Annotated in this window: 24 protein-coding genes; 7 read left to right on the top strand and 17 right to left on the bottom strand. The window is 32.4% G+C overall.

Going from position 1 to position 24,026, the window contains the following annotated elements:
- Nucleotides 1-6: 6 nt before the first annotated feature.
- The gene (gene modA / locus HYI43_03645) at nt 7-801 is read right to left on the bottom strand and encodes a molybdate ABC transporter substrate-binding protein (protein ID UDI77690.1); all 795 of its coding nucleotides are present in this window, start codon (nt 799-801) and stop codon (nt 7-9) included.
- Between the two features lie 191 nt (nt 802-992).
- Between modA and fdhD the strand changes: the two genes are divergently transcribed.
- Nucleotides 993-1,790 (top strand): formate dehydrogenase accessory sulfurtransferase FdhD, encoded by a 798-nt coding sequence (gene fdhD / locus HYI43_03640; GenBank protein ID UDI77689.1) that lies wholly within the window; start codon nt 993-995, stop codon nt 1,788-1,790.
- Nucleotides 1,791-1,823: 33 nt separating this feature from the next.
- On the opposite strand, the gene HYI43_03635 is transcribed toward fdhD, so the two are convergent.
- The 9 genes from HYI43_03635 to HYI43_03595 form a co-directional block, all read right to left on the bottom strand.
- Nucleotides 1,824-2,594: a GNAT family N-acetyltransferase gene (locus HYI43_03635; protein ID UDI77688.1), complete on the bottom strand. Its 771-nt coding sequence runs from the start codon at nt 2,592-2,594 to the stop codon at nt 1,824-1,826.
- A gap of 28 nt (nt 2,595-2,622) precedes the next feature.
- A complete protein-coding gene (locus HYI43_03630; GenBank protein ID UDI77687.1) occupies nt 2,623-3,171 on the bottom strand; it encodes a biotin transporter BioY in 549 nt (182 codons plus the stop codon).
- A gap of 77 nt (nt 3,172-3,248) precedes the next feature.
- Complete coding sequence (locus tag HYI43_03625; protein UDI77686.1) at nt 3,249-4,187, bottom strand: nucleoside hydrolase; 939 nt, start codon at nt 4,185-4,187, stop codon at nt 3,249-3,251.
- Between the two features lie 103 nt (nt 4,188-4,290).
- On the bottom strand, nt 4,291-5,208 hold the full coding sequence (locus HYI43_03620; GenBank protein ID UDI77685.1) for an ABC transporter substrate-binding protein: 918 nt from the start codon (nt 5,206-5,208) through the stop codon (nt 4,291-4,293).
- Between the two features lie 255 nt (nt 5,209-5,463).
- On the bottom strand, nt 5,464-6,606 hold the full coding sequence (locus HYI43_03615) for an acyl-CoA/acyl-ACP dehydrogenase (GenBank protein UDI77684.1): 1,143 nt from the start codon (nt 6,604-6,606) through the stop codon (nt 5,464-5,466).
- Between the two features lie 165 nt (nt 6,607-6,771).
- The gene (locus HYI43_03610) at nt 6,772-7,113 is read right to left on the bottom strand and encodes an Rrf2 family transcriptional regulator (protein ID UDI77683.1); all 342 of its coding nucleotides are present in this window, start codon (nt 7,111-7,113) and stop codon (nt 6,772-6,774) included.
- Nucleotides 7,114-7,512: 399 nt separating this feature from the next.
- Nucleotides 7,513-7,845 carry a PH domain-containing protein gene (locus HYI43_03605; GenBank protein UDI77682.1) on the bottom strand — a complete coding sequence of 111 codons (333 nt, stop codon included), beginning with the start codon at nt 7,843-7,845 and terminating at the stop codon, nt 7,513-7,515.
- A 26-nt stretch (nt 7,846-7,871) separates the two neighbouring features.
- Entirely contained in the window at nt 7,872-8,606 is a 735-nt protein-coding gene (locus HYI43_03600; protein ID UDI77681.1) for a hypothetical protein, read from the bottom strand.
- 208 nt (nt 8,607-8,814) lie between these two features.
- Nucleotides 8,815-9,657 carry a helix-turn-helix transcriptional regulator gene (locus HYI43_03595; GenBank protein ID UDI77680.1) on the bottom strand — a complete coding sequence of 281 codons (843 nt, stop codon included), beginning with the start codon at nt 9,655-9,657 and terminating at the stop codon, nt 8,815-8,817.
- A gap of 670 nt (nt 9,658-10,327) precedes the next feature.
- Between HYI43_03595 and HYI43_03590 the strand changes: the two genes are divergently transcribed.
- The gene (locus tag HYI43_03590) at nt 10,328-11,110 is read left to right on the top strand and encodes a CHAP domain-containing protein (GenBank protein UDI77679.1); all 783 of its coding nucleotides are present in this window, start codon (nt 10,328-10,330) and stop codon (nt 11,108-11,110) included.
- A gap of 282 nt (nt 11,111-11,392) precedes the next feature.
- Here the strand turns inward: HYI43_03590 and nhaC are convergent, their stop codons facing one another.
- Nucleotides 11,393-12,799 carry a Na+/H+ antiporter NhaC gene (gene nhaC / locus HYI43_03585; protein UDI77678.1) on the bottom strand — a complete coding sequence of 469 codons (1,407 nt, stop codon included), beginning with the start codon at nt 12,797-12,799 and terminating at the stop codon, nt 11,393-11,395.
- 137 nt (nt 12,800-12,936) lie between these two features.
- Complete coding sequence (locus HYI43_03580; protein UDI77677.1) at nt 12,937-14,010, bottom strand: NAD/NADP octopine/nopaline dehydrogenase family protein; 1,074 nt, start codon at nt 14,008-14,010, stop codon at nt 12,937-12,939.
- 280 nt (nt 14,011-14,290) lie between these two features.
- On the opposite strand from HYI43_03580, the gene HYI43_03575 reads away from it, so the two are divergent.
- The 5 genes from HYI43_03575 (at nt 14,291) to HYI43_03555 (ending at nt 17,719) form a co-directional block, all read left to right on the top strand.
- Nucleotides 14,291-14,719 (top strand): DUF4870 domain-containing protein, encoded by a 429-nt coding sequence (locus tag HYI43_03575; protein UDI77676.1) that lies wholly within the window; start codon nt 14,291-14,293, stop codon nt 14,717-14,719.
- A 324-nt stretch (nt 14,720-15,043) separates the two neighbouring features.
- A complete protein-coding gene (locus HYI43_03570) occupies nt 15,044-15,751 on the top strand; it encodes a CHAP domain-containing protein (protein ID UDI77675.1) in 708 nt (235 codons plus the stop codon).
- A gap of 282 nt (nt 15,752-16,033) precedes the next feature.
- A complete protein-coding gene (locus HYI43_03565) occupies nt 16,034-16,363 on the top strand; it encodes a QacE family quaternary ammonium compound efflux SMR transporter (GenBank protein UDI77674.1) in 330 nt (109 codons plus the stop codon).
- 2 nt (nt 16,364-16,365) lie between these two features.
- A complete protein-coding gene (locus tag HYI43_03560; protein UDI77673.1) occupies nt 16,366-16,680 on the top strand; it encodes a multidrug efflux SMR transporter in 315 nt (104 codons plus the stop codon).
- An 82-nt stretch (nt 16,681-16,762) separates the two neighbouring features.
- The gene (locus HYI43_03555) at nt 16,763-17,719 is read left to right on the top strand and encodes a hydroxyacid dehydrogenase (protein ID UDI77672.1); all 957 of its coding nucleotides are present in this window, start codon (nt 16,763-16,765) and stop codon (nt 17,717-17,719) included.
- 54 nt (nt 17,720-17,773) lie between these two features.
- On the opposite strand, the gene HYI43_03550 is transcribed toward HYI43_03555, so the two are convergent.
- The 5 genes from HYI43_03550 to fdhF form a co-directional block, all read right to left on the bottom strand.
- The gene (locus HYI43_03550) at nt 17,774-18,898 is read right to left on the bottom strand and encodes an FAD-dependent monooxygenase (protein ID UDI77671.1); all 1,125 of its coding nucleotides are present in this window, start codon (nt 18,896-18,898) and stop codon (nt 17,774-17,776) included.
- Between the two features lie 467 nt (nt 18,899-19,365).
- The gene (locus tag HYI43_03545) at nt 19,366-20,145 is read right to left on the bottom strand and encodes an N-acetylglucosaminidase (protein ID UDI77670.1); all 780 of its coding nucleotides are present in this window, start codon (nt 20,143-20,145) and stop codon (nt 19,366-19,368) included.
- 27 nt (nt 20,146-20,172) lie between these two features.
- On the bottom strand, nt 20,173-20,391 hold the full coding sequence (locus HYI43_03540; GenBank protein UDI77669.1) for a hypothetical protein: 219 nt from the start codon (nt 20,389-20,391) through the stop codon (nt 20,173-20,175).
- 168 nt (nt 20,392-20,559) lie between these two features.
- Entirely contained in the window at nt 20,560-21,033 is a 474-nt protein-coding gene (locus tag HYI43_03535; protein UDI77668.1) for a DUF1641 domain-containing protein, read from the bottom strand.
- On the bottom strand, nt 21,033-23,987 hold the full coding sequence (gene fdhF, locus HYI43_03530; GenBank protein UDI77667.1) for a formate dehydrogenase subunit alpha: 2,955 nt from the start codon (nt 23,985-23,987) through the stop codon (nt 21,033-21,035). Before fdhF ends, HYI43_03535 begins: the two co-directional genes overlap by 1 nt.
- Nucleotides 23,988-24,026 lie beyond the last annotated feature (39 nt).

Here is a 24,026-nt window from a genome sequence, read left to right as displayed (position 1 = left end):
ATCCTCCTATACTTCGAAATGATATTCTTTTAAGATATCTTTAGCTTTATCTGATTTTAAGAAGTCCATCCACTCTTTAGCAACTTTCTTGTCAGAAGTAGCTCCTGCTTCATATGTGATTGGTTTTTTAAGTTTTACTTCTTTAATTTCATTTACTTTGTCTGTTTTTTTGTTGTTAGTGTATAAATCTGTTTTGTAAACAAAGCCCATTGCAGCATTGCCTTTTTCAACATAATTTAATACTTGTTTAACGTCTTTTGCATAAACTAATTTATCTTTCACACCGTTATATAAACCTTGATCTTCAAGATATTGTTTAGCGTATTTACCAGCTGGTACAGTTTTCACTTCACCAATTGCTAATTTTTGATTATCTTTTAAATCTTTAACTGAAGAACTGTCGCTATTTTTATCTCCAACTAAGACAAGTTTGTTGTGCGCATATTTGTATGTATCATGTGCTTTGTCTTTCTTTTTCATCATATCTACGTCTTTAGTATTTGCAGACATAAATACGTCATTTGGTGCACCTTTTTCGATTTGTTGTCTTAAGGCTCCAGAACCACCATAATTAAATGTAACTTTAACGTTTTTATGGTCTTTTTTAAATTCTTTTTCTAATGCTTTACTTACGTCACCTAAACTTGCTGCTGCTGAAATTTGTAGTTCTTGTTTTTTGTCCCCATCTTTACTACTTGAATCAGATGATTTTTTTCCGCTGTCACTATTACCTGAATTAGAACATCCAGCAAGAATAATAACTAATGCAGCAATAACTGCCAAGAAATGTTTAATATTCATTTATCTAACTCCTCCTTTTATAGTTTACATTATACTCTTTTCATTTTTTTGAAAAGTACATTTTTACTATTAATACCCTTTTGTATTTTCAAAATATTAAAGTAATCATAGTGTTATAAAAACCTAATATTTTCAAAATTAGTAAGAAAGTTTTATTATAGTAATACATGTGCCTAAAGGAGAAAATAATTATGGATAAAGATGTGTTACAAGGACAAACTATCCTTCGATATGAAGACGGAGAATTATTTGAAACAAAAGATAGTTATGTGACTGAATTTCCTTTAACAATCATGGTTAATGGTACTGAGTTCGCAACTGTCATTTGTAGTCCTACTCATATGGAAGAATTAGTTATTGGCTTTTTAGCATCCGAAGGGGCTATTTATAAAAAAGAAGAGATACAGTCTTTACAAATAGATGATAGTAAAGGGTTTGCTCATGTAGAATTAACAAAAGATTTAGGTGATCGTTTCACATACTCATCTAAACGTATGATTGCGTCTTGTTGTGGTAAGAGTCGAGAGTTTTACTTTCATAATGATGCGGCAATTGCTAAAACATCTATGTCTAAAATCACATTATCACCCAAACAAGTACTTAATATGATGACAGGACTTCAGAGTGCTAGCACTTTATTTAAAAAGACAGGTGGATTACATAATGCTGCTATTAGCGATGGTGATGCTTTTTTTGAACATCGTCAAGATATCGGTCGCCATAATGCCCTTGATAAACTCTATGGATTTTGCCTTGAGCGACGTATTCCTGTAAGAAACAAAGTGTTAATTTTCAGCGGTCGCATTTCTTCAGAAATTTTACTTAAAGCAGCTAAAATTGGCGTAGGCGTCATACTATCAAAATCAGCACCGACTACATTAGCCATCACATTAGCGAATGATTTAAATATTACAGCTATAGGTTTCATCAGAGATGGTAACTTCAATGTATATAGTCATCCAGAACGTATTAAAGCCACTGATTCATAAGATAATTCATCATATGAATCGGTGGCTTGTTCATTATCTAATATTCTCTTTTACAATATGATAAATAAAGCTTTGATACGTATATCCTTGCTTTACATACATTTCTCTAGCAGTATCTTCTCCATCTGCGACAAGTATAACTGGACGTTCTCCCGCTAATTGACCTATATAGGCCTGTAATGTTGAGCCAATACCTTGTCGTTGGTGACTTTCCAAAACGCCAAAACTATCAATTTCAACTGTTTCTTCAGTCTCAATAATGTTAACAGATCCCACTGGCTGTTCATTTAAATATGCGATTAATCTCAATGTGCTATCTTCATTATTTTGTATTTGTCTTCTCAAATGATTAACACTATCTAAAGCAAATGGTTTGCCATAAGGTAAAGCGAATGAATAAAAAATATTCAAATAATCTTCCTTGTTACTATTATCAACGATTTGAATGACTATATCATCTCTACTAGCCAACTGAGCAAGTTGCTTTCCTTCTATTATATAGAATTCTAAGATGCCAAGCTCAAATCCCTCTTTTTTTATACATTCTAACCATGTCGCATCTAGTTGTTCATTTTCAGGGAAAGAAAATGCTAAATGATTAGATTGCTGTTGTTGATGTAGTTCAAATTGTGAATCCATATCTTTATACCACTCTTTAATGGTTGGAACTTCTTTATAGACCCATTTGTTAGTATCGTATTTTAATGGTTCTGAGGGTGTCAGATAAATAATCTTTTGACGATCTTCTAAATATTTGTCTCCATCTTGTGCAATATGATCAATTGAGATACGCACCAATATCATCCCCACCTATTCTATAAACTAGATAGGTTTATTGTATCAGATTTTTAAAGCGAGAATGGTTCAATATTGTAGCACCAATGAGACTAGCTACAATTGCTTTAATAATATCTCCTGGCATAAATGTGAATGATAACAGAATCGCTTTGGTTACATGTATATGTATAATGAAGCCCATAATAATCGTTCCAACAATATCTAAGAGTAAAACGCCAAATACTAATGTCGCTACAAATAATATAGCGAAATTAATTTTACCAAAGTAACGATCCCTAATCATTCCAATTAAAAATGCAACAACTGGATATAAGAATAAGAACCCTGCTGATGGACCTGCAAATACACCGATTCCTCCACGTCCTCCAGATAAAACTGGTAAGCCTGTTGCTGCTAATAATAAGAAAACAATGACACTTAATGCGCCATATTTTTTACCAAGAATGATTCCTGCTAAAAAGATACCAATATTTTGTAATACGATAGGTACTGGCATAATTGGTAATGGAATTCCTGGCACTAAACCTAAAACACAAATAATTGCTGTCATTAACGCTGTGTATACTAAATTTCTTGTATTCATGTTGTATCCTCCTTCTACGAGAAAGATTATACCATTAATGTAAACTTTATAAAACAAAAAGTTTACATTAAGTAGATTTAATTTACTTTTTTTGCCAAATCAGTAATGTATTTGAAAAATGCATCATGCTTTACGTTATTAACTACTTTGATTGGTCTACCATTTTCTTTAATAAACGTACGACCTTGACTTGGTCCCTTGCTTTCGACATCAACATTTAATTGAATTGATTGCACTAAATCGTTTCTTCCTACGTACGCTGTTGTTAATACATCCCATAAAAAATACGTTGAGTTCGTTACAAAATGTGTTAATGGTGGAACTGCCGCGTAACTTACACCTAAGAAATCCACACCGATATACTGGCGTTCATCTGCCCACATTTGACGTATGTCTGTAGTCAGTGGAACTTGATTTGTACTTTCTAAAGCTACCATTTCAATGTCAATGTCGCTATCAAATACTGTTTTTACTGCTTCTGGATCCCAGAACGCGTTCCACTCAGCGGTACCATCATGCTCTGGTTCTTCTACATTACCTTTTTCTAAAAAAGTACCACCCATCCACACTAGTTTATCTATTTTATTAGTAATTGTTGATTCTTCTTTTAGTGCTTTAGCTAAATCTGTAAGTGGTCCTGTAAATAATAATGTCACTTTGTCATCTGATTTTTTTAGCACATTCATAATATCTTGAAATGCTTCTACATCACTTGCTGATGATGATTGATTCATTGTACTTTCATTTAAAATTGGTAGTGCATCCATGAAAAAAGCATGCATTCTCCATTCTTTTGGAAATGGATTTGCGCCACGTTCATATGAAGGTGCGACTTGAATCGCTTCGTTAGAAAATCGATTAATTATTTTACACGATGCGCTAAGTGAGGGTTCAAGATAACAATCTGCGCCAATTGTACTTACTCCTACTAATTCAATATCTTCCATTTGTAATAACAAAAATAATGAAATTAAATCGTCCACGCCACCATCATGATTAAAATATACTTTAGTCATTCCTTTTTCCTCCTTATATGTAAATAGAGCTATGACTACATTATACGTAATCATAGCTCTGAATTTCATTTAAAAAATTGATAGTCGTGTGTATGTTTATAGTTTATTTGCTAGCTTTAATTAATTTATCTTTTAAATCTTTTCTCATGAAGTCAAGTGTATATGGATCATTGTACCAATATGTTTCAGCTTTAACTTCAATTACGTGATGATTTTTAACTGCTGGTAAGTTTTTCCAAATGTTAGTTGTTTCATAACTTGGTTTCGATTTGCCCTCACCAGTTGAAACAATATAATCTCCAGCTACATCTTCAACTTTTTCTTGGCTAACTTCAGACCAACCTGCTTTTTTAACTAATTTTTCTTGCCCTTTAGACATTTTCAGACCAAATGCTTGATATAATACTTCGCCACCACGGCCCCAGTTATCGCCATAAGTGTAAACTTTTTTATCAAATTCATCTAAAATTGAAACAGTTGAATCTTTACCGATAGCTTTTTTGATTTCTTTACCATCTTTTTCAGTTTGCTTTTTCCATTTGTTTTCCCATTTTTTAACTTCGTCTTCTTTACCCATAATTTTACCTAACATTTCTTGTTGTTCTAGGTATTTATGTTTACCATAGTCAACTACAATTGTTGGTGCAATCTTTTGGTATTTTTTGATATTTTTATCAGTTGAGTAAACGATAATTAAATCTGGTTTTTTCTTAGCAACTTTTTCTACATCAGCTTCACCAATTTTAGTCGTATCTTTAAATTTATCTTTTAAAATCGGACTTTGGTCAACTTGGTTATTAACAGCAACGATATTAGCGCCTAATTTATGTAATCCACCTGCAAACGTAGGTGCAACAACTGCAATACGTTTAGGGTCTTTCGGTATTTTAATAGTTTTACCACTATCTAATTTATATGATTTTGTTTCTTCTTTAGAATCTGATTTACCTGAACCACCATTATTACCACATGCAGCTAAAACGATGATTAAAGCAAGTAAAGGTAAGATTAACTTTTTCATAATTTCCTCCCAATGATAACGATTATCAATTTCATTAAAATTATAACTTGCTTAGTGGATAATTACAATAGATTTTTTAATTATTTATTAAATTAAAAATTAGCCTTCTCAATACTAATTGAGTAAGGCTAATAAAGTAATTTCGCTATATTTAATTATTAAATTTACAATTACATATAATAAAATGAGTGGTTAATTAATGACTATTATAAAAATGTTATATTGCTATATTCCACTTAAAAATCTAATACAACTTTAAAATAAACCTAAAACTGATTTCGCAATATTTGTATAGGCTGCATCTTCCATTGGTGGATTATGCAATCCAGCACGCATATCGCGGTAGTATCGCTGCAATGGACGTTCCATTTCCAAACTTTTAGCACCAACGATTCTCATTGCGAGATCAATTACTTCCAAGCCTTGATTCATCACTAATACTTTACTTGCTGACGTTTCATTCCATACATTCGGATTTTTATCTAATGTTTGATATCCTTTCGCAGTACTCCATAAGAAATGACGTGCTGATAATAACAATGATTCCATTTTCCCTACATTTTGCTGAACAGTAGGTAAATTAGCTATCGTACCATCAATACTGTTTGGTGCGTGATTTTTCGCAAATTCAATTGCGTAATCTCTTGCAGCTTGTGCTATTCCTAAATAAGTACTTGGAATGTGTAATATCCATCCATTAGGTTGGGGTTTTCTTCTTCCTTCTACAAAATATTCAAATGGTACAACGACATCATTTAAGACTAGGTCATGACTTTCTGTTGCTCGCATACCTACCATATTCCAATTGTCAGCAATTTCCACACCTTTATACTCTCTAGGTACAAGGAAGAATCCAACTGATTCAATTTCATCAACATAAGCAGCAACGATATAATGCGTTAGTGCTTTACTCATAGATGTAAACGTTTTGACACCATTTAGAACATAACCATTGTCTATTTTGGTAGCATGTGTCGCTGGTCTTCCTCCGCGTGTTGGGCTTCCGGTATCCGCTTCACTTACAGCTCTATTCACTAATGCCCCGTTTTTTATTTCTTTCGCAAAATCGTCAAGTAAAGCTTGATCCCACATATTTTGCTCGTACAACTGTCCAACTACACTTAAGTGCCAGCCTATAGACAAAGCAGTAGCTCCGTCAATGGCACCTAAATAACTTTGTAGCACAACCATATCTTCTATCGTGCCACCTTCTCCACCATATTCAACTGGTAGCGTTAATAAACTGTACCCTTCTTCAACGAGCCATTCTATATTTTTAAAAGGAAAACTTGAATGCAAGTCATTATATTCCGCTCTACTTTTAAATGTTTCTTCAATTGTTTTAAATTTAGCAATCCATTTTCTTTGAATATCAGTATTTATTAAAAATGATTCCATTCCTTATATCACCTATTCATCGTCTTAGTTATTCATTCTTAGTTTACCACTCGACATTATCAAGTTAAAGTTTGCACTTTAACATACCTATAAGAAAAGACCCAAGATATTGAGACATTCATCTCACATCTTGAGTCTTTTCCTTCAATTAATAAAGATTGATTATTAAATATATTGTTCTAATTCGTCAATCAACATATTAATTTTTTCACGTTGTTCATCTGTTACATAAACAATAACTATTCTTTCATCTTGTATGCTACGCTTTTTAGATAATAATTGTAAATCTTTTAACTTCTGTAATGCTTTAGTTAAGTAATAAGGTTTGAACTCTGAATACGTTGCAATTTCTTTTGAAGTTATTTCATTTGTTTTACTTCTAGCAATATAATTCAAAATATAAATTTCTTCATAATTTAAATTATATTTCTTTTTAGTGTCTTTAAAGAACTTCTTAACTTGAAATGTTGCGTTAACTAAATCATTAATGTCTTTAATTTGTCCCATATTCTAAACCACTCCTCTGATGTACGTCTTGTTGCTACAAGGTTCATGTCGACTTTTTATTACTTACTAAACATTTCTTATGCTATGAAATTTATTTTATAACATTTAAGTATAATATTTCAATATTTTTATGAAATTAAAATGATATTATATCTCAAATACACATCACTACAATTAAATTATATATAATCAATTAAAAGTATAGCCGAATTGAAATGATATATATTACCCATTCACTTCATAAAGGTATCGCATATTTGGAAAGTAATGATACGATTTCCTTCTATATTAATAACACATGGTTACTAAACATTATAAGAGGTTGGAACATGTATTGATATTCCAACCTCTTAACATTTTATTATTGTCATTTTTAAAATATCTACGATGACATCTATCTTAATCATCTAGATTTATTTTTGATGCCACAAAATCTACAAATGGCTGTACTTCTTTTGTTTGAATTTGTTTCATTGGTACTTTTCCGATATTAAAGGTAAATATAATATCGCTACCATCATATTCAATGTTCTCTACTTCATTATAAGGAATATTTCTATAATAAAATTGTCCATTCATGTCTACATTCATAATTAATCGTTCTGAAGTAGCTATAAAAGCACCTTCAAACTCGCTTTGGCCTTGTACATTATATTCAATCATTCCCAAGACTGATGGTCCCTTTTTCTCTGTTGGGAATAAATCATCTGGATTTACATTATCAAGAAACATACATTCATTCTCCTTGTCCTTTAATGTTATTGATTACGTTTCATTTCCGCTTCAAGCTTATTGTAACATTGAACGAATATACTTTTAGTTTCAAGTGCTCGAGATTCAATTAATTTTATATTTACTAACCGTTCATCATTGGGATTACGATATTTGTGAATATATCCTTTTTGATGTAAATCGTTGATAACCGAATTAATACATATTAAATAATGCTGTGATATTGCGTGCATTGACTTCAATGAAACTACTTTTGTTTGAGTGAAAATCTTTCCTAAAATAATCAACTCATCAAGATTTAAATCAAATTGTTTTGCCACACGTTTCACATGGTTTAGTGCATTATATAGCACGATTACATAAGATAATTCCATCAAGTGATTAAAATTCATGTCATATCTTAAATACTCTAATTTTAGTACTTCTTCAATTTCTTGAAATAAGATATCTAATTTTTCATGATATAACTTTGATGGTGAATGCAACACTTTACGTTGATCTTTATCATCTCTTAATTTCTCAATCCATCCCATGTGATATAAATGTTCAAGATGGTGACGCATTCGTCTTTTAGAAATCGGACATAATGAAATTAAATCTTCTATATAAATACCACAATTTTGCTTTTGTACATATTTAATAATTTCATTTAATACTTTTAATTGTTCAAGATTGATATTATAAGTACATTTTAGTGTTTCGCTAACTGCTTTCATAAATATTAAATAGAACAATAACGATTCAAATTTTTTCTTATCCATGATATCTGTCACCTCATGTCTTCATCTTCATACCTATATTTATAGGAGATTTAAAAGATAGACATTTACATTAAATACTGACAAGTCACTATGATTTTCACATATCATTTCATAAGTAAAGAGTAACTAATTTGAAGCTTTATATGTAATAAATTATTAACGTATGCACTAGCAAAATATAAAATTAATGTTTTGAATGATAGATCAACTAATAATATTTACTTTTAGCTTCAGCAATCAATAATTGTGCCGCTTCATCAAATGGCAATTCAAACGTATTATATTGCATCGGTTGTTTCTTATTTCTTATTTGACCAGGGGTGGTGCCATATTTCCTACTAAATAATGCAATAAAATGCGGTAAATGATTAAAACCGTGCTTAAAAGCAATATCTTGAATTAAGTCATTACTCATTACTATATCTATTAAAGCCAACTTTAATCTGACATCATTTATGTATTGGGTTATATTATGATATGGTGTATGGTATTTAATGATTTCACTCAACTCTTTAGCAGACATATTTAAAGCGTTAGCTAAATGTTGTCGGCTTATTTTCTGATGATGATGTTCAATAATATACTCATGCACATTATCAACTAAAGCATTTTCTAATTTATAGTGTGTTCGATGCTTTCTTTGAACATATCCCAATTCTACACATAGATGTTTTGCTAATTTATCTTTAATTTGTGGTATAAATGGTTTTCGACTTTCAAATTCAAGTAATTTGATAATAAACGGTTCTAATTGTTTCCGCTCAATTGATGCAAATTTATAACCATTAGATTTTATATAATCATCTGCATATTTTAAGTAGTCTTTAAATGCTATTTCAATACTCACGACAACCGCTTCTTCTTCGCTTTCAATTGAATATATGTCATTTAGCATAACGAATAATAAATCTCTATCTTTCATTTTAAATCTTTCTAAATTCAAATTAACTTGACCTGAACCTTTTAACCAATAGATTAATTTTATATTCGATTCCTTTTGCCTACTTATCTTTATATTTTTTAAAAGTTTTACCGAAAAGTTATCAATCATACGTACGTCCTCTCACTTTATAATATATAAAGACATGACATAATCAGAAATAAAATTAACTTCCCCAATAATTTTATTTACTATTGTCTTTTAGTTAACGCATGAGCATTTACTAAATCACTTTAATCGAATGTCTATCTTCATATATAATTGTATGTTTTATTTCGGTATTACCAGTAGCAAACTTTTAACTAATTATATCATTTTATTATCTTATCTAAATATTTTAAAATGCATTATCCCTTTGCTTCCCTTGTTCTTAGCCATGATTGATTGTAAAATTTCAATTTATGTATGATTCATAGTCACTTTTTTTAAAAAGTAATGTAAAAATTTATTACTGCAATTACATATTCTATTCATTTTATATCAAATTAAACTTTTCCATAATTTTACAGTAATGTTACAAAGAAATGAGTGATATTTTCATAAAATCTTTTAAAGACTGTCATATCAATATCATTCAATATTACAAAAAATTACTTATTATATTTATATCAACACTATATATTAGCAAAAAATTACAAAATGATAACAACGCACACAAATTGATTTTTTTCTGATAAAGTATGTCTTGTCGTTAAGAAACATATTAATCACAGGACCCAAAGGTCATCAAATGACTATTAAATATAAAATATTAATTTAATTCTCAGGAGGAAATTTTACAATGAAAAAAATCGCTACAGCTACAATCGCTACTGCAGGAGTTGCAACAATCGCTATCGCTGGACATGGTCATGAGGCACATGCAGCAGAACAAGGATATAATCCAAATGACCCAACTTCATACAGCTACTCTTACACTATCGACCAACAAGGTAACTATCACTACACTTGGAAAGGTAACTGGAGCCCAAATCAAGTAAATCACTCTAGTCAATCAAATTATTCAAATAACAACTACAATAACTATAGCTATAATAATTACAACAATAATTCCAACTACAGCTATAATAACTATAATAATTACAACAATAACTATAATACTCAATCATATAATTCATACAACCAAAATGGTGGCGGTTTAGGCGCTAGCTACTCTACTTCAGAACGTAATATTAAAGTAACAACTACAACTGCTCCATCATCAAGTTCAAACGGTGTATCTATCTCTAACTCAACAAGTTCTGGTGGTAACTTATACACTAGCGGTCAATGTACATATTATGTATATGATAAAGTGGGCGGTAGAATCGGCTCAACTTGGGGTAATGCTAATAACTGGGCAAGCGCTGCTGCTGCTTCTGGTTACACAGTAAACAATACACCATCTGCTGGTGCAATTTTACAAACTTCTCAAGGTGCTTACGGTCACGTAGCATATGTTGAAAGTGTTGGAAGTAATGGTTCAGTAACAGTATCAGAAATGAACTACGGTCACGGTGCTGGTGTTGTAACTTCACGTACTATCTCAGCTAGCCAAGCTGCTTCTTATAACTACATTCACTAATTTGAATAAATTATCAATTTAAAAGGGATGTCCAACCAGGGCATCCCTTTTTTATAAACCTATGAGTGCATCAAAAAGGATGAACGGTACTAAAACGTACTGTTCATCCTTATTTATATAGAACAAATTCATTGTTTCTTGATTTGTTAAATCTAACTTTTGTGTGATGCTAATAAATTCGTATAATCATCGCGCATGGATTCAATTCTCGCTACAAAAATATCTATGTAATGTTTTAACATATAATACTATAACCATCTCACAAAATATTAAACATTTATTTTACGAATTATTTACATTAACCTGGTTGCCCTTTTTACGAATACCTATTCCAGTAAATCCATATATTATAGCTAATATTGCACATAAATAACATGGCACTGTCCAAATAAAGAATTGATCCACCGATACGCCTAGTTGTTGCGTATAGTAAATTCCTGAAGTTCCCCAAGGTATTAAAGGTAAAACCATTGTGCTTGAATCTTCTAAAGTTCGAGATAAATTACTTCTATCTATATTCATATCATCAAACATTTCTTTCATTAATACGCCAACCATAATAATTACTATCGATGCAACACCTGCCGCAAAGACTAATATTAAACAACAAAATACAGTAATTAATATAAGTGTTCCCACTGACTTTACACCTTTTGACACAGTTTCTAACATAACATTTAAACAACCAGATTTCTCTACAATGCCAGCAAATGCATAACCACAAAAGATTGTAACTAAAATTTCGGTCATGCTCATCATTCCACCTTGTTCAATCAATGCTTTAACATTATCAGAAAGATGCTGATTCCCCGTCATCGCAGGAGTAAACCCATTAAATGTCGATTTAAAACCATCAATTATATCAAAGTGATTATTTAATGAACCAATTATAATCGCACTTAAACTCGAAAGTAACATCGATGGTACAGTAGATATATTGCATAATAAGCAAATAATAATAACTATTAGTGGTACCCAGACCCAGAAATTCAAATGATATATGTTAGATAACTCATTAAGTAGTTTATTAATTTGTTTTGTATTAACACTATCCTTAGAATTGAATCCCGCAAAAAACCATACAATTAATCCAACCATGGAAGCTGGTATTGTTGTCCACATCATAGATCTTATATGAGAAAATATATTTACCTTAGTAACTAAAGCAGCTAAATTCGTAGTATCAGATAGTGGAGACATTTTATCACCAAATACAGCACCTGCGATAATAGCACCTGCTGCCATTCCTAAATCAACGTTTAATTGATGTGCAATAGATATGAGTGCAATACCCGCTGTTGAGGCTGAACCCCAAGCTGTACCTGTTGCTAAACTACAAATTGCTGAAATAATAAATGCTGAAACTAGAAAATAATGTGGGTTTAAAAATTTCAAACCATAGTAAATTAAAGCTGGTACCGTTCCAGCATACATCCAACTTCCTACAATAATACCTACAGCTAAAATAATGAATATGGCAGGCATAGCAGTGGTTAATCGATGTGTTATACCTTTCTCTAAATCTTTCCATTTCAACCCTACACGAATTGCAATCCATGCTGCATATGCTGAAGATACAATTAATAAAACTTGGATTGGAATTTTAAATATAATAAACCCAATTGTTACGACAATAACCATTACAAGAATTGTTGATATAGCTTCCAAAAAGGTTGGATTTCTTTTCATACGCATTCCCCTTTGCTTTAGTTAATTAAAGGACCTCTTTTCTTCATTAAATATTTATCTTGTTACTAACCTTACCTTCACATTGATTAAACTTCGATTGAGAACAACTCAAAATTCATTTTAATAGTTAAAACAAACTACTTGTCTAAACCTAACTTTTCTAAACCTAATTCTTCAACATTTAATCCTTCTTCAAAGAAGTCGCGTTCAAGTATCGTTGACGCAATCATAATAACTGCATCAATATTTGGCGTTTCTACATCAATGGCACGACCTAAACTGGACCATAATACAAGGCCATAGGCGATATCTTCAGTCAAATAGCGGTTTTGGACACTATTAGGTCCAGGAATCTGTGAAAATACCGGACTCGTATTGAATAATCGATTTAACGGTTCATCTTCATCTTTACGTTCTAAATAGCCACGTTGAATTCTAGCTTCTTTAGCTGTTAGTAATTCAAACCCTAGTTTACGTCCTAGTGTTAATCGTTCTAGTTCTATAGCGTGCAATAAGCGTACTGTGTGCTTGGTGATACCTTCTTTATATAATGCAAATGATTCTGCATAATCAATACGTCCTACATTTAATAATGTTGGTCCAGGATGTACTTCTGGGTTACCATTTTCTAAATTGGTCTTCCATAAATTTTCCTCTTTAACTAAGTAAGGATAAATTTCGCTTACTTTTTCAAAGCTATCGCTAAGTTCTTTTTTATTAAAAGTAGAAAAGAATACTTTGCGTACATTTAATGATAAATCAACACGTGCTTCTTCAAAGTCTACACGCGTACCATACGTTAGCGTATTAGCTTCAGCAAATTTTGGTTGTACATTAATATGACGATCTTCAAGAACATTCATAAACCGTATAGATGCCATTGCCGCTGCAATGTTAAAGAATATAAGTTGGTCATCCGTAATATGTTCTGCCATAATTTCCGCATAATATTCTATGTATGATGATGGAATAATGACTTGTATAATTTCAGCATCCTTTAATACATACTCAATATCATCACTTACCTGAGTAAATGGAATGAATTTTTCAGTGCCCTCATTATTAAAGTCGAATCCTCCTTTTTCTAGTGCTTTATCAAACTTTTTAATAGAAGAGTTTCGACAATATAATTTGACATCATGTCCTTGATCTACCATATCTATCGCTGCTGTTACTGCCCCATTACCTGATCCTACAACTGCAATTTTCATCATTACATCTCCTTTACTCATTTTTCTTTAAAATATTTATGTACTTCATAATCATCGTATGACTTCTTTTCAATCCATGGCATATATGCTAAAAAAGTAAATTAGAGCCTTTGACATAGTTGGTCTCAGGCTCTATAACATAGCTTTCTACTATATATCCTTTTTCTATAAAAATTAAACAAGCTTTAGTGTATATAAAAACTCAAATAAGGCTAACGAATTGACGTATAGTTTGTTATATTAATAGTGAATGCATATATACAAAGAGAGGTGTTACGTTATGTCTGAGAATTATCAAGATACACAGTATAATCAAGTAAGAAGAGATAATGAAGAAGATGCGCGCTTAATGTCAATGTTAATTTTTTTATTAGGTTTTTTCACATCGATTATTGGCCCAATCATTATTTGGGCAATTAAACGCAACGATGCTCGCCTTATTGATAAAGCAGGAAAAAATTATTTTAACATGATCATTTCTTACTTCATTTGGAATTTTGTTTTAGGATTATGTTTTATCCCTATATGTTTAGGATTTGCTTTTAATAATGATCTTATTTACTTTGTTTGTGGCATACTTATTTTCATAGTTGGACTCGCTTTAACTATACTTTCAATACTATATATCGTTTTCCACATCGTTGCTTGTGTTAAATACTTTGGCGGAAAAGAATATGTGGTACCACTATCAATTCGTTTCTTTAAATAACAAGTAGTCCATCTTTTGTTACAAACAACTGTAACATTAACGTGGGTTAAAAAAGAAAAAATCTTAAATTAATATAGAATACATGCATTATTCACGTTTTATTACAACGTGTAACCTTGAACATCGATTATTACGGTGATGTTCAAGGTTTTTGTATTTCATTTACGAAACCGTAACATCTCACACAATCCCAAATTATTCTGTTAGAGTATATCTTGTCGTTGGGAGCGACAGTTTACAAAACAAATTAAAAATTAAAGTCTATTCAACATATCGCTAATTAAAACCTATTGTTGAATACAAATTTTGGGAGGACTTTTTACTATGAAAAAAATTATTACTATATCAACTTTAACAGCAGGCATCGGTGTATCGGCATTAGGATTAAATGCTAACCATGCAGACGCTGCCGAATATAATCATAATCCAGCACCACAACAACAATTTCAACACCAAGGTCAATTTGGACAACAAGGTCAACCACATGGTCAATTTATGCCTCAAGGTTACCACAATTATAATCAAAATAATGGTCAATGGCATCCACAAAATGGCGGTTATCAACAACCTCAATTTAAACAACAATCATTTAATCATACACAAAATACGTCTAACGCAACATCAAGTAGCAGTAACGGATCATCAAGCAGTTCAAGTGATTCTTCAAGTACAACGTCAACTTCTACTCAAACGACTTCATCAACTTCAGGTAATTTATATACTGCTGGTCAATGTACTTGGTATGTTTATGATAGAGTTGGTGGTAAAATCGGATCAACTTGGGGCAATGCTAATAACTGGGCAAGTGCAGCACAAGCAGCTGGCTATACTGTAGACCATAATCCTGAAAAAGGCTCAATTTTACAAACTTCTGAAGGTTCATACGGTCACGTAGCTTATGTTGAAAGTGTTGGTAGTGATGGTTCAGTTACTGTTTCAGAAATGAACTATTCTGGTGGACCATATGTTAAAGATACACGTACAATTTCAGCTAGCCAAGCAAGTTCTTACAACTACATTCACTTATCATAAATGATGAAATAATTAACTATAAACTTATTATTAGATCAACTTCAATTTACTACTAGAAAATGTGTAAAACAAAATTAATACTTTGAAGCTACCTAGCAAATTCGCAGTAGCTGACTGAACTGAGAAGGCACTTATATTAGCTATTCTCAACTCTAGTCACCCGTGCGGGGGTGGAACAATGAATTCAAATTGAATCCTGTTCCACTCCCGTTTTAGCATTGATTTCAAATTTATCCTTTGAGAGAATGAGCATATTACACTTTCTATATTGGAGGATACATAATGCAATGGCTTAAGGTTATCTTCGCTGGACTAATTGAAGTTGTTTGGGTTGTTGGATTAAATAACGCACATGATATAAAAACTTGGCTATTTACATTGATTTTTATCGCTTTAAGTTTTTATTTGGTGATTTCCGCGTCCAAATATTTACCAGTTGGAACAGTTTATGCCGTATTTGTAGGGATTGGTGCTGCTGGTACGATAATCATTGATATGCTTTTATTTGGCCAGCCTTTTTCACTTATTAAAATCATCTTATTACTATTATTAATTATAGGAATAATTGGACTGAAACGCTCTACAACTGAAAGTGATAAAGGAGGTCATTAAAAATGGCGTGGTTCTTTTTAATACTAGCTGGATTATTAGAAGTGCTTGGTGTTATCTGGCTGAATGAGCTTTCGCGCACTAAAAAGAAGTATTATATAGTATTGATGGCAATCACATTTATTTTTAGCTTTAGTACACTCAAACTTGCAATGCTTCATCTTCCGATGGGTACATCATATGCAATATGGACTGGTATCGGTACTGCTGGTGGTGCGATTATTGGTATGCTATTTTATCATGAATCTAAACATTTAAGTCGTATCTTTTTCATTTTCCTTATTCTTGCCTCTGTTATAGGTTTAAGACTTATACAATAAACGACCGAGCAATGATTTAATTTGTATACGTTTTCTCCTTTTATTATACTTAAAGAGAAATAGTCATTAAGGAGTGAGTTTAATGGAAAAAGTTTATATCGCTGGTGCAATTCCAGAAGTAGGATTAAATTTACTTAAAGAACATTTTGAAGTTGAAATGTATGAAGGTGAAGGTATTATAGATAAAGAAACGCTCAAAGAAGGCGTAAAAGATGCTTCTGCTTTAATTAGTATTTTATCTACGAACGTTGATCAAGATGTGATTGATAGCGGTAAAAATCTCAAAATTATTGCTAACTATGGTGCAGGATTTAATAATGTTGATGTCAAATATGCCCGTGAAAAAGATATCGATGTTACCAATACACCGAAAGCTTCTACCGCTTCAACTGCTGAACTTACATTTGGCTTAGTACTTGCTGTTGCACGTCGCATTGTTGAAGGTGATAAATTATCACGCACAAAAGGCTTTGATGGTTGGGCTCCATTATTCTTTAGAGGTCGTGAAGTTTCAGGTAAAACAATCGGTATTATTGGCTTAGGTGAAATTGGTAGTGCCGTTGCGAAGCGTGCCAAAGCCTTTGATATGGATGTATTATACACTGGTCCACATCAAAAGAAAGAAAAAGAACGTGAAATTGGTGCTAAATATGTAGATTTAGACACGCTTCTTGAAAACTCTGATTTCATTACGATTAACGCAGCCTATAATCCAGATTTACATCATATGATTGATACAGAGCAATTCAAGCAAATGAAATCAACAGCTTATTTAGTCAATGCTGGACGTGGTCCAATCGTCAATGAAGAAGCTTTAGTTCAAGCATTAACTGATAAGGAAATCGAAGGTGCTGCGCTAGATGTTTACGAATTCGAACCTGAAATTACAGAAGGTTTAAAATCATTAGATAATGTCGTTATTACACCACACATTGGTAACGCAACATTCGAAGCGAGAGACATGATGTCTAAAATCGTAGCTAATGATACAATTAAAAAACTAAACGGCGAGGAACCACAATTTATCGTAAATAAATAATGATTGATATAATTAATGGTTAGTGATCCCAAATCACTAACCATTTTTTATGAACTATTTACTTTTTGATTTATATAAAAATTTAGTTTGCCCACTTACAAATCGCTTAGGTGTCCGTTTCATTACAGTATTACGTAACGATACAATTAACTTATTATCTTTTTGTGCAATGTTTCCTATTTTCCTAGAACGTTTGATAACTTTAGCAGTATGTTTAACTCTAATTTTATCATAGCGTTTCAATGCTTTTTCTAAATCATATTCCGCTAAACAATTCACTAACACGATAGCATCCTCCATCGCTTGACCAGCACCTTGACCCATATTAGGAGTTGTTGCATGAGCCGCGTCTCCTAATAGTAAAACACGCCCATAAACAAAGGTTTTCAATGGTTTCATATCATACAAATCGTTTTTAATAATGCCTGTTTCACTTTGTTTATCTAAAATATTACGTACAGCATTAGGATAATTATTAAAGTATGCTTGTAGGTGAGGTTTTTCAAATGTTAAATACTTAGGATCCTTTTCAGAAGCATTAATTGTAATAAACCAATAAGCTTGATGATTAATTAATGGCACTATGCCAACACGTCCGCGAGATCCCCAATATTCGTCAGCACTTTCAATATGATTTAAATCTGCATCTTCAACTAAACCACGGAAACATGTGTATCCTTGGTATAATACTTTGGCACTCGGATTCACAGATTGTCTCACGGCAGAGTGAATGCCGTCTGCCCCTATACATAAATCAAAGCTTTGACTTGCATGTTTAGCAAAATGAATCATCACTTGTTGTTCTGTTGAATCAACTTTAGTTACCTCATAATCCAAAACAATACGATTAGGTTGCACATAAGATTGAAGTAATTCAATTAAAGTTTGTCGAGGTAAAGTGACATTTAATGTGCCTTCTTTAAGTTTCGCAGACGTTAACATCTTCCCTTTATCATCATAGACATTCATAGCTGATAAATTTTGTCCGGCATTCTTAATACCTTTTGCTAAGTCATGCTTACCTAATTTTTTTAGAACATTATCCCCAATACCAATACCGGCACCTACTTCTGTGACGTGTGCTTTTTTCTCAAATATTGTGACATCATGTCCTTGCTCTTGTAATAGTGCACCAGCAGTTAAACCACCTATGCCAGCACCAATTATTGCAATTTTCATTTATATACACCTCGGCATTTATATTCTTATATATTTTATCATAATCCTAACCTTGTATTATAGGGGGTTGGCTTTCTGACATTGATTGTAAAGGTATAGTAAGTACTTAGTTGAAACTTGTTAAATAGTGTATGTTTAATAAATAAATCTATTCTTTTCCGCACTACTCTGACTTTCTATTTGCTTGATCGTTATAAAAGATTAAAAGGTACTGGACAGAATTCTTTTAGAATTCGTCGGCTTTCTCCCAACTTGCTTTGCTTGTAGAATTTCTTAGTGAAATTCTCTTTGTTGGGGCCCCGCCCGCAAGAATGACTAGACCTGAGAAATGCTTGTTTTAAACGACTTCTTGGCTCAGTCAATGACTGTAAATTCCATAGTAATCTTATAATAACTTTGCCTTAACCTCTAGTCAGATTTTAATTATAGACATAAATAATGACTTGTAAAATTTATTAGCTATAATACTATTCAATATAATAATCTTTTCTTATTTTATCTTTTTTAATTCCGAAATCTTTGTAATATTTCTTCATAAATTTCGCAATATTATCCGCCCACAAGACATCACTTGCATATTGATGTTGCCCTGGATTTTGTGGATTCCAACGCATTTGATAAAGCGTGATTTGATTATGATCAAAGTAGTGCGTACGCACAAATTTTGCGCCTCCTATAATTGCTTTTCGAGGCGATGTCCATGACGCTTCTTTAGCATAACTTTTCCCAGTATGAATCGTATTTTCATCAAATGCACCTATACCAAAGAAATTGTAATACCGCTTGTTACCGTCTTTGATGCCTTTTGCAAGCTCAGAATGACCATTACCTGTTTCAACACGTGCATGACTAATTAAATAAATGATATTCACATTATATTTATCTTGTGCGTCAATAAAGGCTTCAGCTTGATTTTCTAGAATGCCATATCCTTTTAGCATCTGTTTAACTTCATGCTTAGACATAGGCACTGTTTGTGACACGTCCATATATTTTAGTTTGTTGTCATCTCTCGATATCGTCATGGCCTTCTTAACTTCAGTATTGCTTGCATTTACAAATGCCCCATTTCTCTCAATTGTATTTAATACACCTTCTTGAGTTTGTTTTTGGACGGCTTCTTGAAAATGATATTGTCGATCATTTCGCATCATATTAGTCTGATTAATCATTAATAAGACAACAAGTATGATGATAAATATAATCAACAATAAAATAGGTAAACGTAAGTTACGTATGTACTTCATGAATGTGACAATCCCTTATTTAACTTATTAAGATAAAACGAAGTATGCAATTATAATGACAATCACGACAATTCCAAAGGATAGGTTTATGATGATTTTCATTCCTGTACGATCACGGAATAAAACATTAAAAATCACTAAACTGATTGCCAAGGAAACAGCAAACATTGAAATAGCTAACACGAGTTGCATCATTACTAAAAAGATGATCCCTAGCACGATAAATACATTTGAAATAATTGTCATTATTTTAATTATATTTGGATGAATTGTTCTCACCCCTTATCTAAATTTTATATATTACACCTTACCATAATTTAATAAAAAAGTACTGAGTAATTTGATCCAAATCAAAAATCCTTATCAAGAAGTACATGATTACCATGTGACTTCTTAATAAGGATTAATAATGCCTTAGTCTTCGCCTCTAGACATACCTTTCATCAAGTTAAGCATATATGTCAAACTACGGTTCATATCATCATCTTTAAGCACACCCATTAAGCTACGAATGTTTGTTTTCGCATTTGGACTCGCTTGATTAGCGACATGTAAACCTTTGTTTAATTTATTTAAGAATTGGCTTAATTCTTGCACATTAAGTTCGCCTAACATAAAGACCATTGGTGCTAAGTTAGTAATTAAGCTTGCATATAAATCTTTATTAAGCTCTGTCATAAATTTGTTAACAATTACTTGACGTCCTCTAATACCGCCATTCATTAAATCAAGAATTTTAGCATCATCTAACGCTCTAACTATACGAATTGCTTTCAAAATACTGTCTTTATTTTCAGCGATTGCATCTGTAACTTCGTTAAGGCTTTCAAGTTTAATTTGTTCTTCCGACTTTTCTAAACGTTTAATCTTAGTAATTCTTTCAGCCATTATTTATCCACCACATTTCCTGGGAAAACATAATCTGGACGTTCCCATTTTTTCTGTACTTGGACACTATATTGCGGATGACGATGTTTATCAACACGGAAGTTCGTAGGGTTCAATGGTGATTTACCTTTTCTAGTTAGTACTTCCATACGACAGCTTGTGCGTTTATAAGAAGGTGTATCCGTATATTTATCTACATCACTGTTTGTTAATTTATTGATGGCACCTAAATCGCCATTAGACATTGCATCATTATTTAAAGGAATATAGATTTCTTTACCTTTAACACGATCAGTAACAGTTGCGATTAATGTTGCTTCCCCAGTTTCTGAAATCAGTCTTATTTCAGCACCTTCATGAATATCACGTTCTTTTGCAAGTTCTGGTGAAACCTCAACGAATGCATTTGGCATTTTGTATTTAATCATTTCAGTTTGATATGTCATGTTACCTTCGTGGAAATGTTCAAGTAAACGACCGTTGTTAACATGTAAATCATAAACTTCATCTTCTTTGAAGAAGTTATCAAATGTTAATGGGAATAATTTAGCACGACCATTTTCAAAGTTAAAACCATTCATATATAACGTTGGTTCATCTGTACCATCTGGTGCAACAGGCCATTGTAAACTATTAAAGCCTCGTAATCGTTCATAACTTACACCAGCGTATAGCGGTGTGAGTCGTGCAATTTCATCCATGATTTCTGATGGATGTTTATAACCCCAATCATAGCCCATTCTTTGAGCGATTAATTGGAAGATTTGCCAATCTGGTTTAGAATCTCCTAATGGTTTTAATGCTTGGTTGATTCGTTGAATACGACGTTCTGTATTCGTGAATGTACCATCTTTTTCAAGTGATGGACTTGCTGGTAAAACAACATCTGCATATGTTGCTGTAAATGTTAAGAACTCATCTTGAACAACTAAGAATTCTACTTTTTCTAATGCAGATTGTACGAAATTGATGTTAGAGTCAACGATTCCTGTATCTTCACCATATAAGTATAATGATTGGATTTCTCCATTATGGATGCCTTCCATCATTTGGTGATTATCGCGACCAGGTTTTGGATTTAATTTGACACCATATTCTTTCTCAAACTTCGCTCTCACTTCGTCATTGTCAACTTTTTGATATCCAGTAAATTGATCCGGCATACTACCCATATCACTCGCACCTTGTACGTTATTATGACCACGTAGTGGATAAGCACCTGAACCTGGTTTTCTGTAGTTACCAGTTACAAGTAGTAAGTTAGAAATTGCTGTACTTGTATCACTACCGATATCTTGTTGTGTAACACCCATAGCCCAACAAATTGACATTGATTCTGCTTTAGCCGCTTCTTCTGCAAAGCTAATAATTTGTTCTTTAGGAATACCAGTTGCTTCTTCTGCAAAATCCATTGTAAATAATTCTAATGATTTATAATAATCTTCGTAATTATCTACCCATTCATTTAAGAAGTCTTTATCATGCAAATCATTGTCAATGATATATTTTGTAGCTGCGCCTAACCAAACTAAATCAGTACCAGGTTTAGGTTGATAAAAAGCATCAGCACGTTCAGCCATTTCATGTTTTCTGATATCAAATACATGCATTTTTGAACCAAATAGTTTTTGTCCACGTTTCATTCTAGAAGCAATGACTGGGTGTGCTTCAGCTGTATTTGTACCAATTAATACAGTCATTGCAGCTCTCTCAAGGTCTTCAATTGAACCTGAGTCACCGCCGTGACCTACTGTTCTAAATAAACCTTTAGTCGCTGGCGCTTGGCAATATCTTGAACAGTTATCAACGTTGTTAGACCCAAAGACTTGTCTAGATAGTTTTTGCATTAAATAAGATTCTTCATTTGTACCTTTAGATGATGCGATAAATGCAAGATGATCGCCACCATATTCTTCCTTAATGCGTTTGAAATTTGTTTCAATCACATCAAGTGCTTCATCCCATTCTACTTCATGGAATTCTCCATCTTTTCTAACTAACGGTTTCGTTAAACGTTGGTCTGAATTAATATGACCCCAAGAGAATTTACCTTTAACACATGTAGCAATTTTATTTGCTGGAGAATCATGTGATGGTTGCACTTTAAGTACTTCTCTATCTTTTGTCCATACATCGAATGAGCAACCTACGCCACAATATGTACAAACCGTTTTTGTTTTCTTAATACGTTCTTTACGCATTTCAGCTTCTGAATCTGATACTGCGAATAATAAACCGTCACCTGGTTCAGCTTTTTTAGTAAGGTCAATCATTGCTGCTAATGAACCTGGTTCAGTATCTGTCATGTAACCAGCATTGCCTTCCATATTCACTTCCATCATGGCGTTACATGGACAAACTGTTGCACATTGACCACAAGATACACATGATGATTCATTAATAGGTACATCATTATCCCAGATAACACGAGGATGTTCACGATCCCAGTCGATTGAAATTGTTTCATTTACTTCAATATCTTGACATGCTTCGACACAACGTCCACAAAGAATACATTGGTCAGGATCATAACGATAAAATGGACCATAATCTTTTTCATATGGTTTCGTTTTATATTCATATGATTGTTCTTGTAAGCCCCATGCATCCATTGCATTATGAATTTCACAGTCACCGTTGTTATAATCACAAACTGTACAATACAACATATGTTTTTCTAAAATTCTATCTAAAGCTTCTTTTTGACTCGCTTTTACATCACCATTTTGAGTATTAACTGTCATAGGTCTATCTACAACAGTGCTACACGCACGTTCAATTTTGCCGTCAATCTCAACCATACATGTATCACATGTTTGAATTGGTCCCATTGATTCGTTATAACAAATTGAAGGTACGAAAGTATCACGCGATTTGATAAACTCTAACAAACTCGTTCCAGGTTCTACAAGATAATCTGTTCCGTCAAGCGTCACAATTAAATGTTCTTGCATACTTCCACCCCATCTATATAAAATTTCCGTAAAATTAGT

The organism is Staphylococcus taiwanensis (assembly GCA_020544305.1).
Taxonomy (GTDB): Bacteria; Bacillota; Bacilli; order Staphylococcales; family Staphylococcaceae; genus Staphylococcus; species Staphylococcus taiwanensis.
Note: the sequence above shows the minus strand (reverse complement) of the source record. Positions and strands in the feature narration are given on the sequence as shown.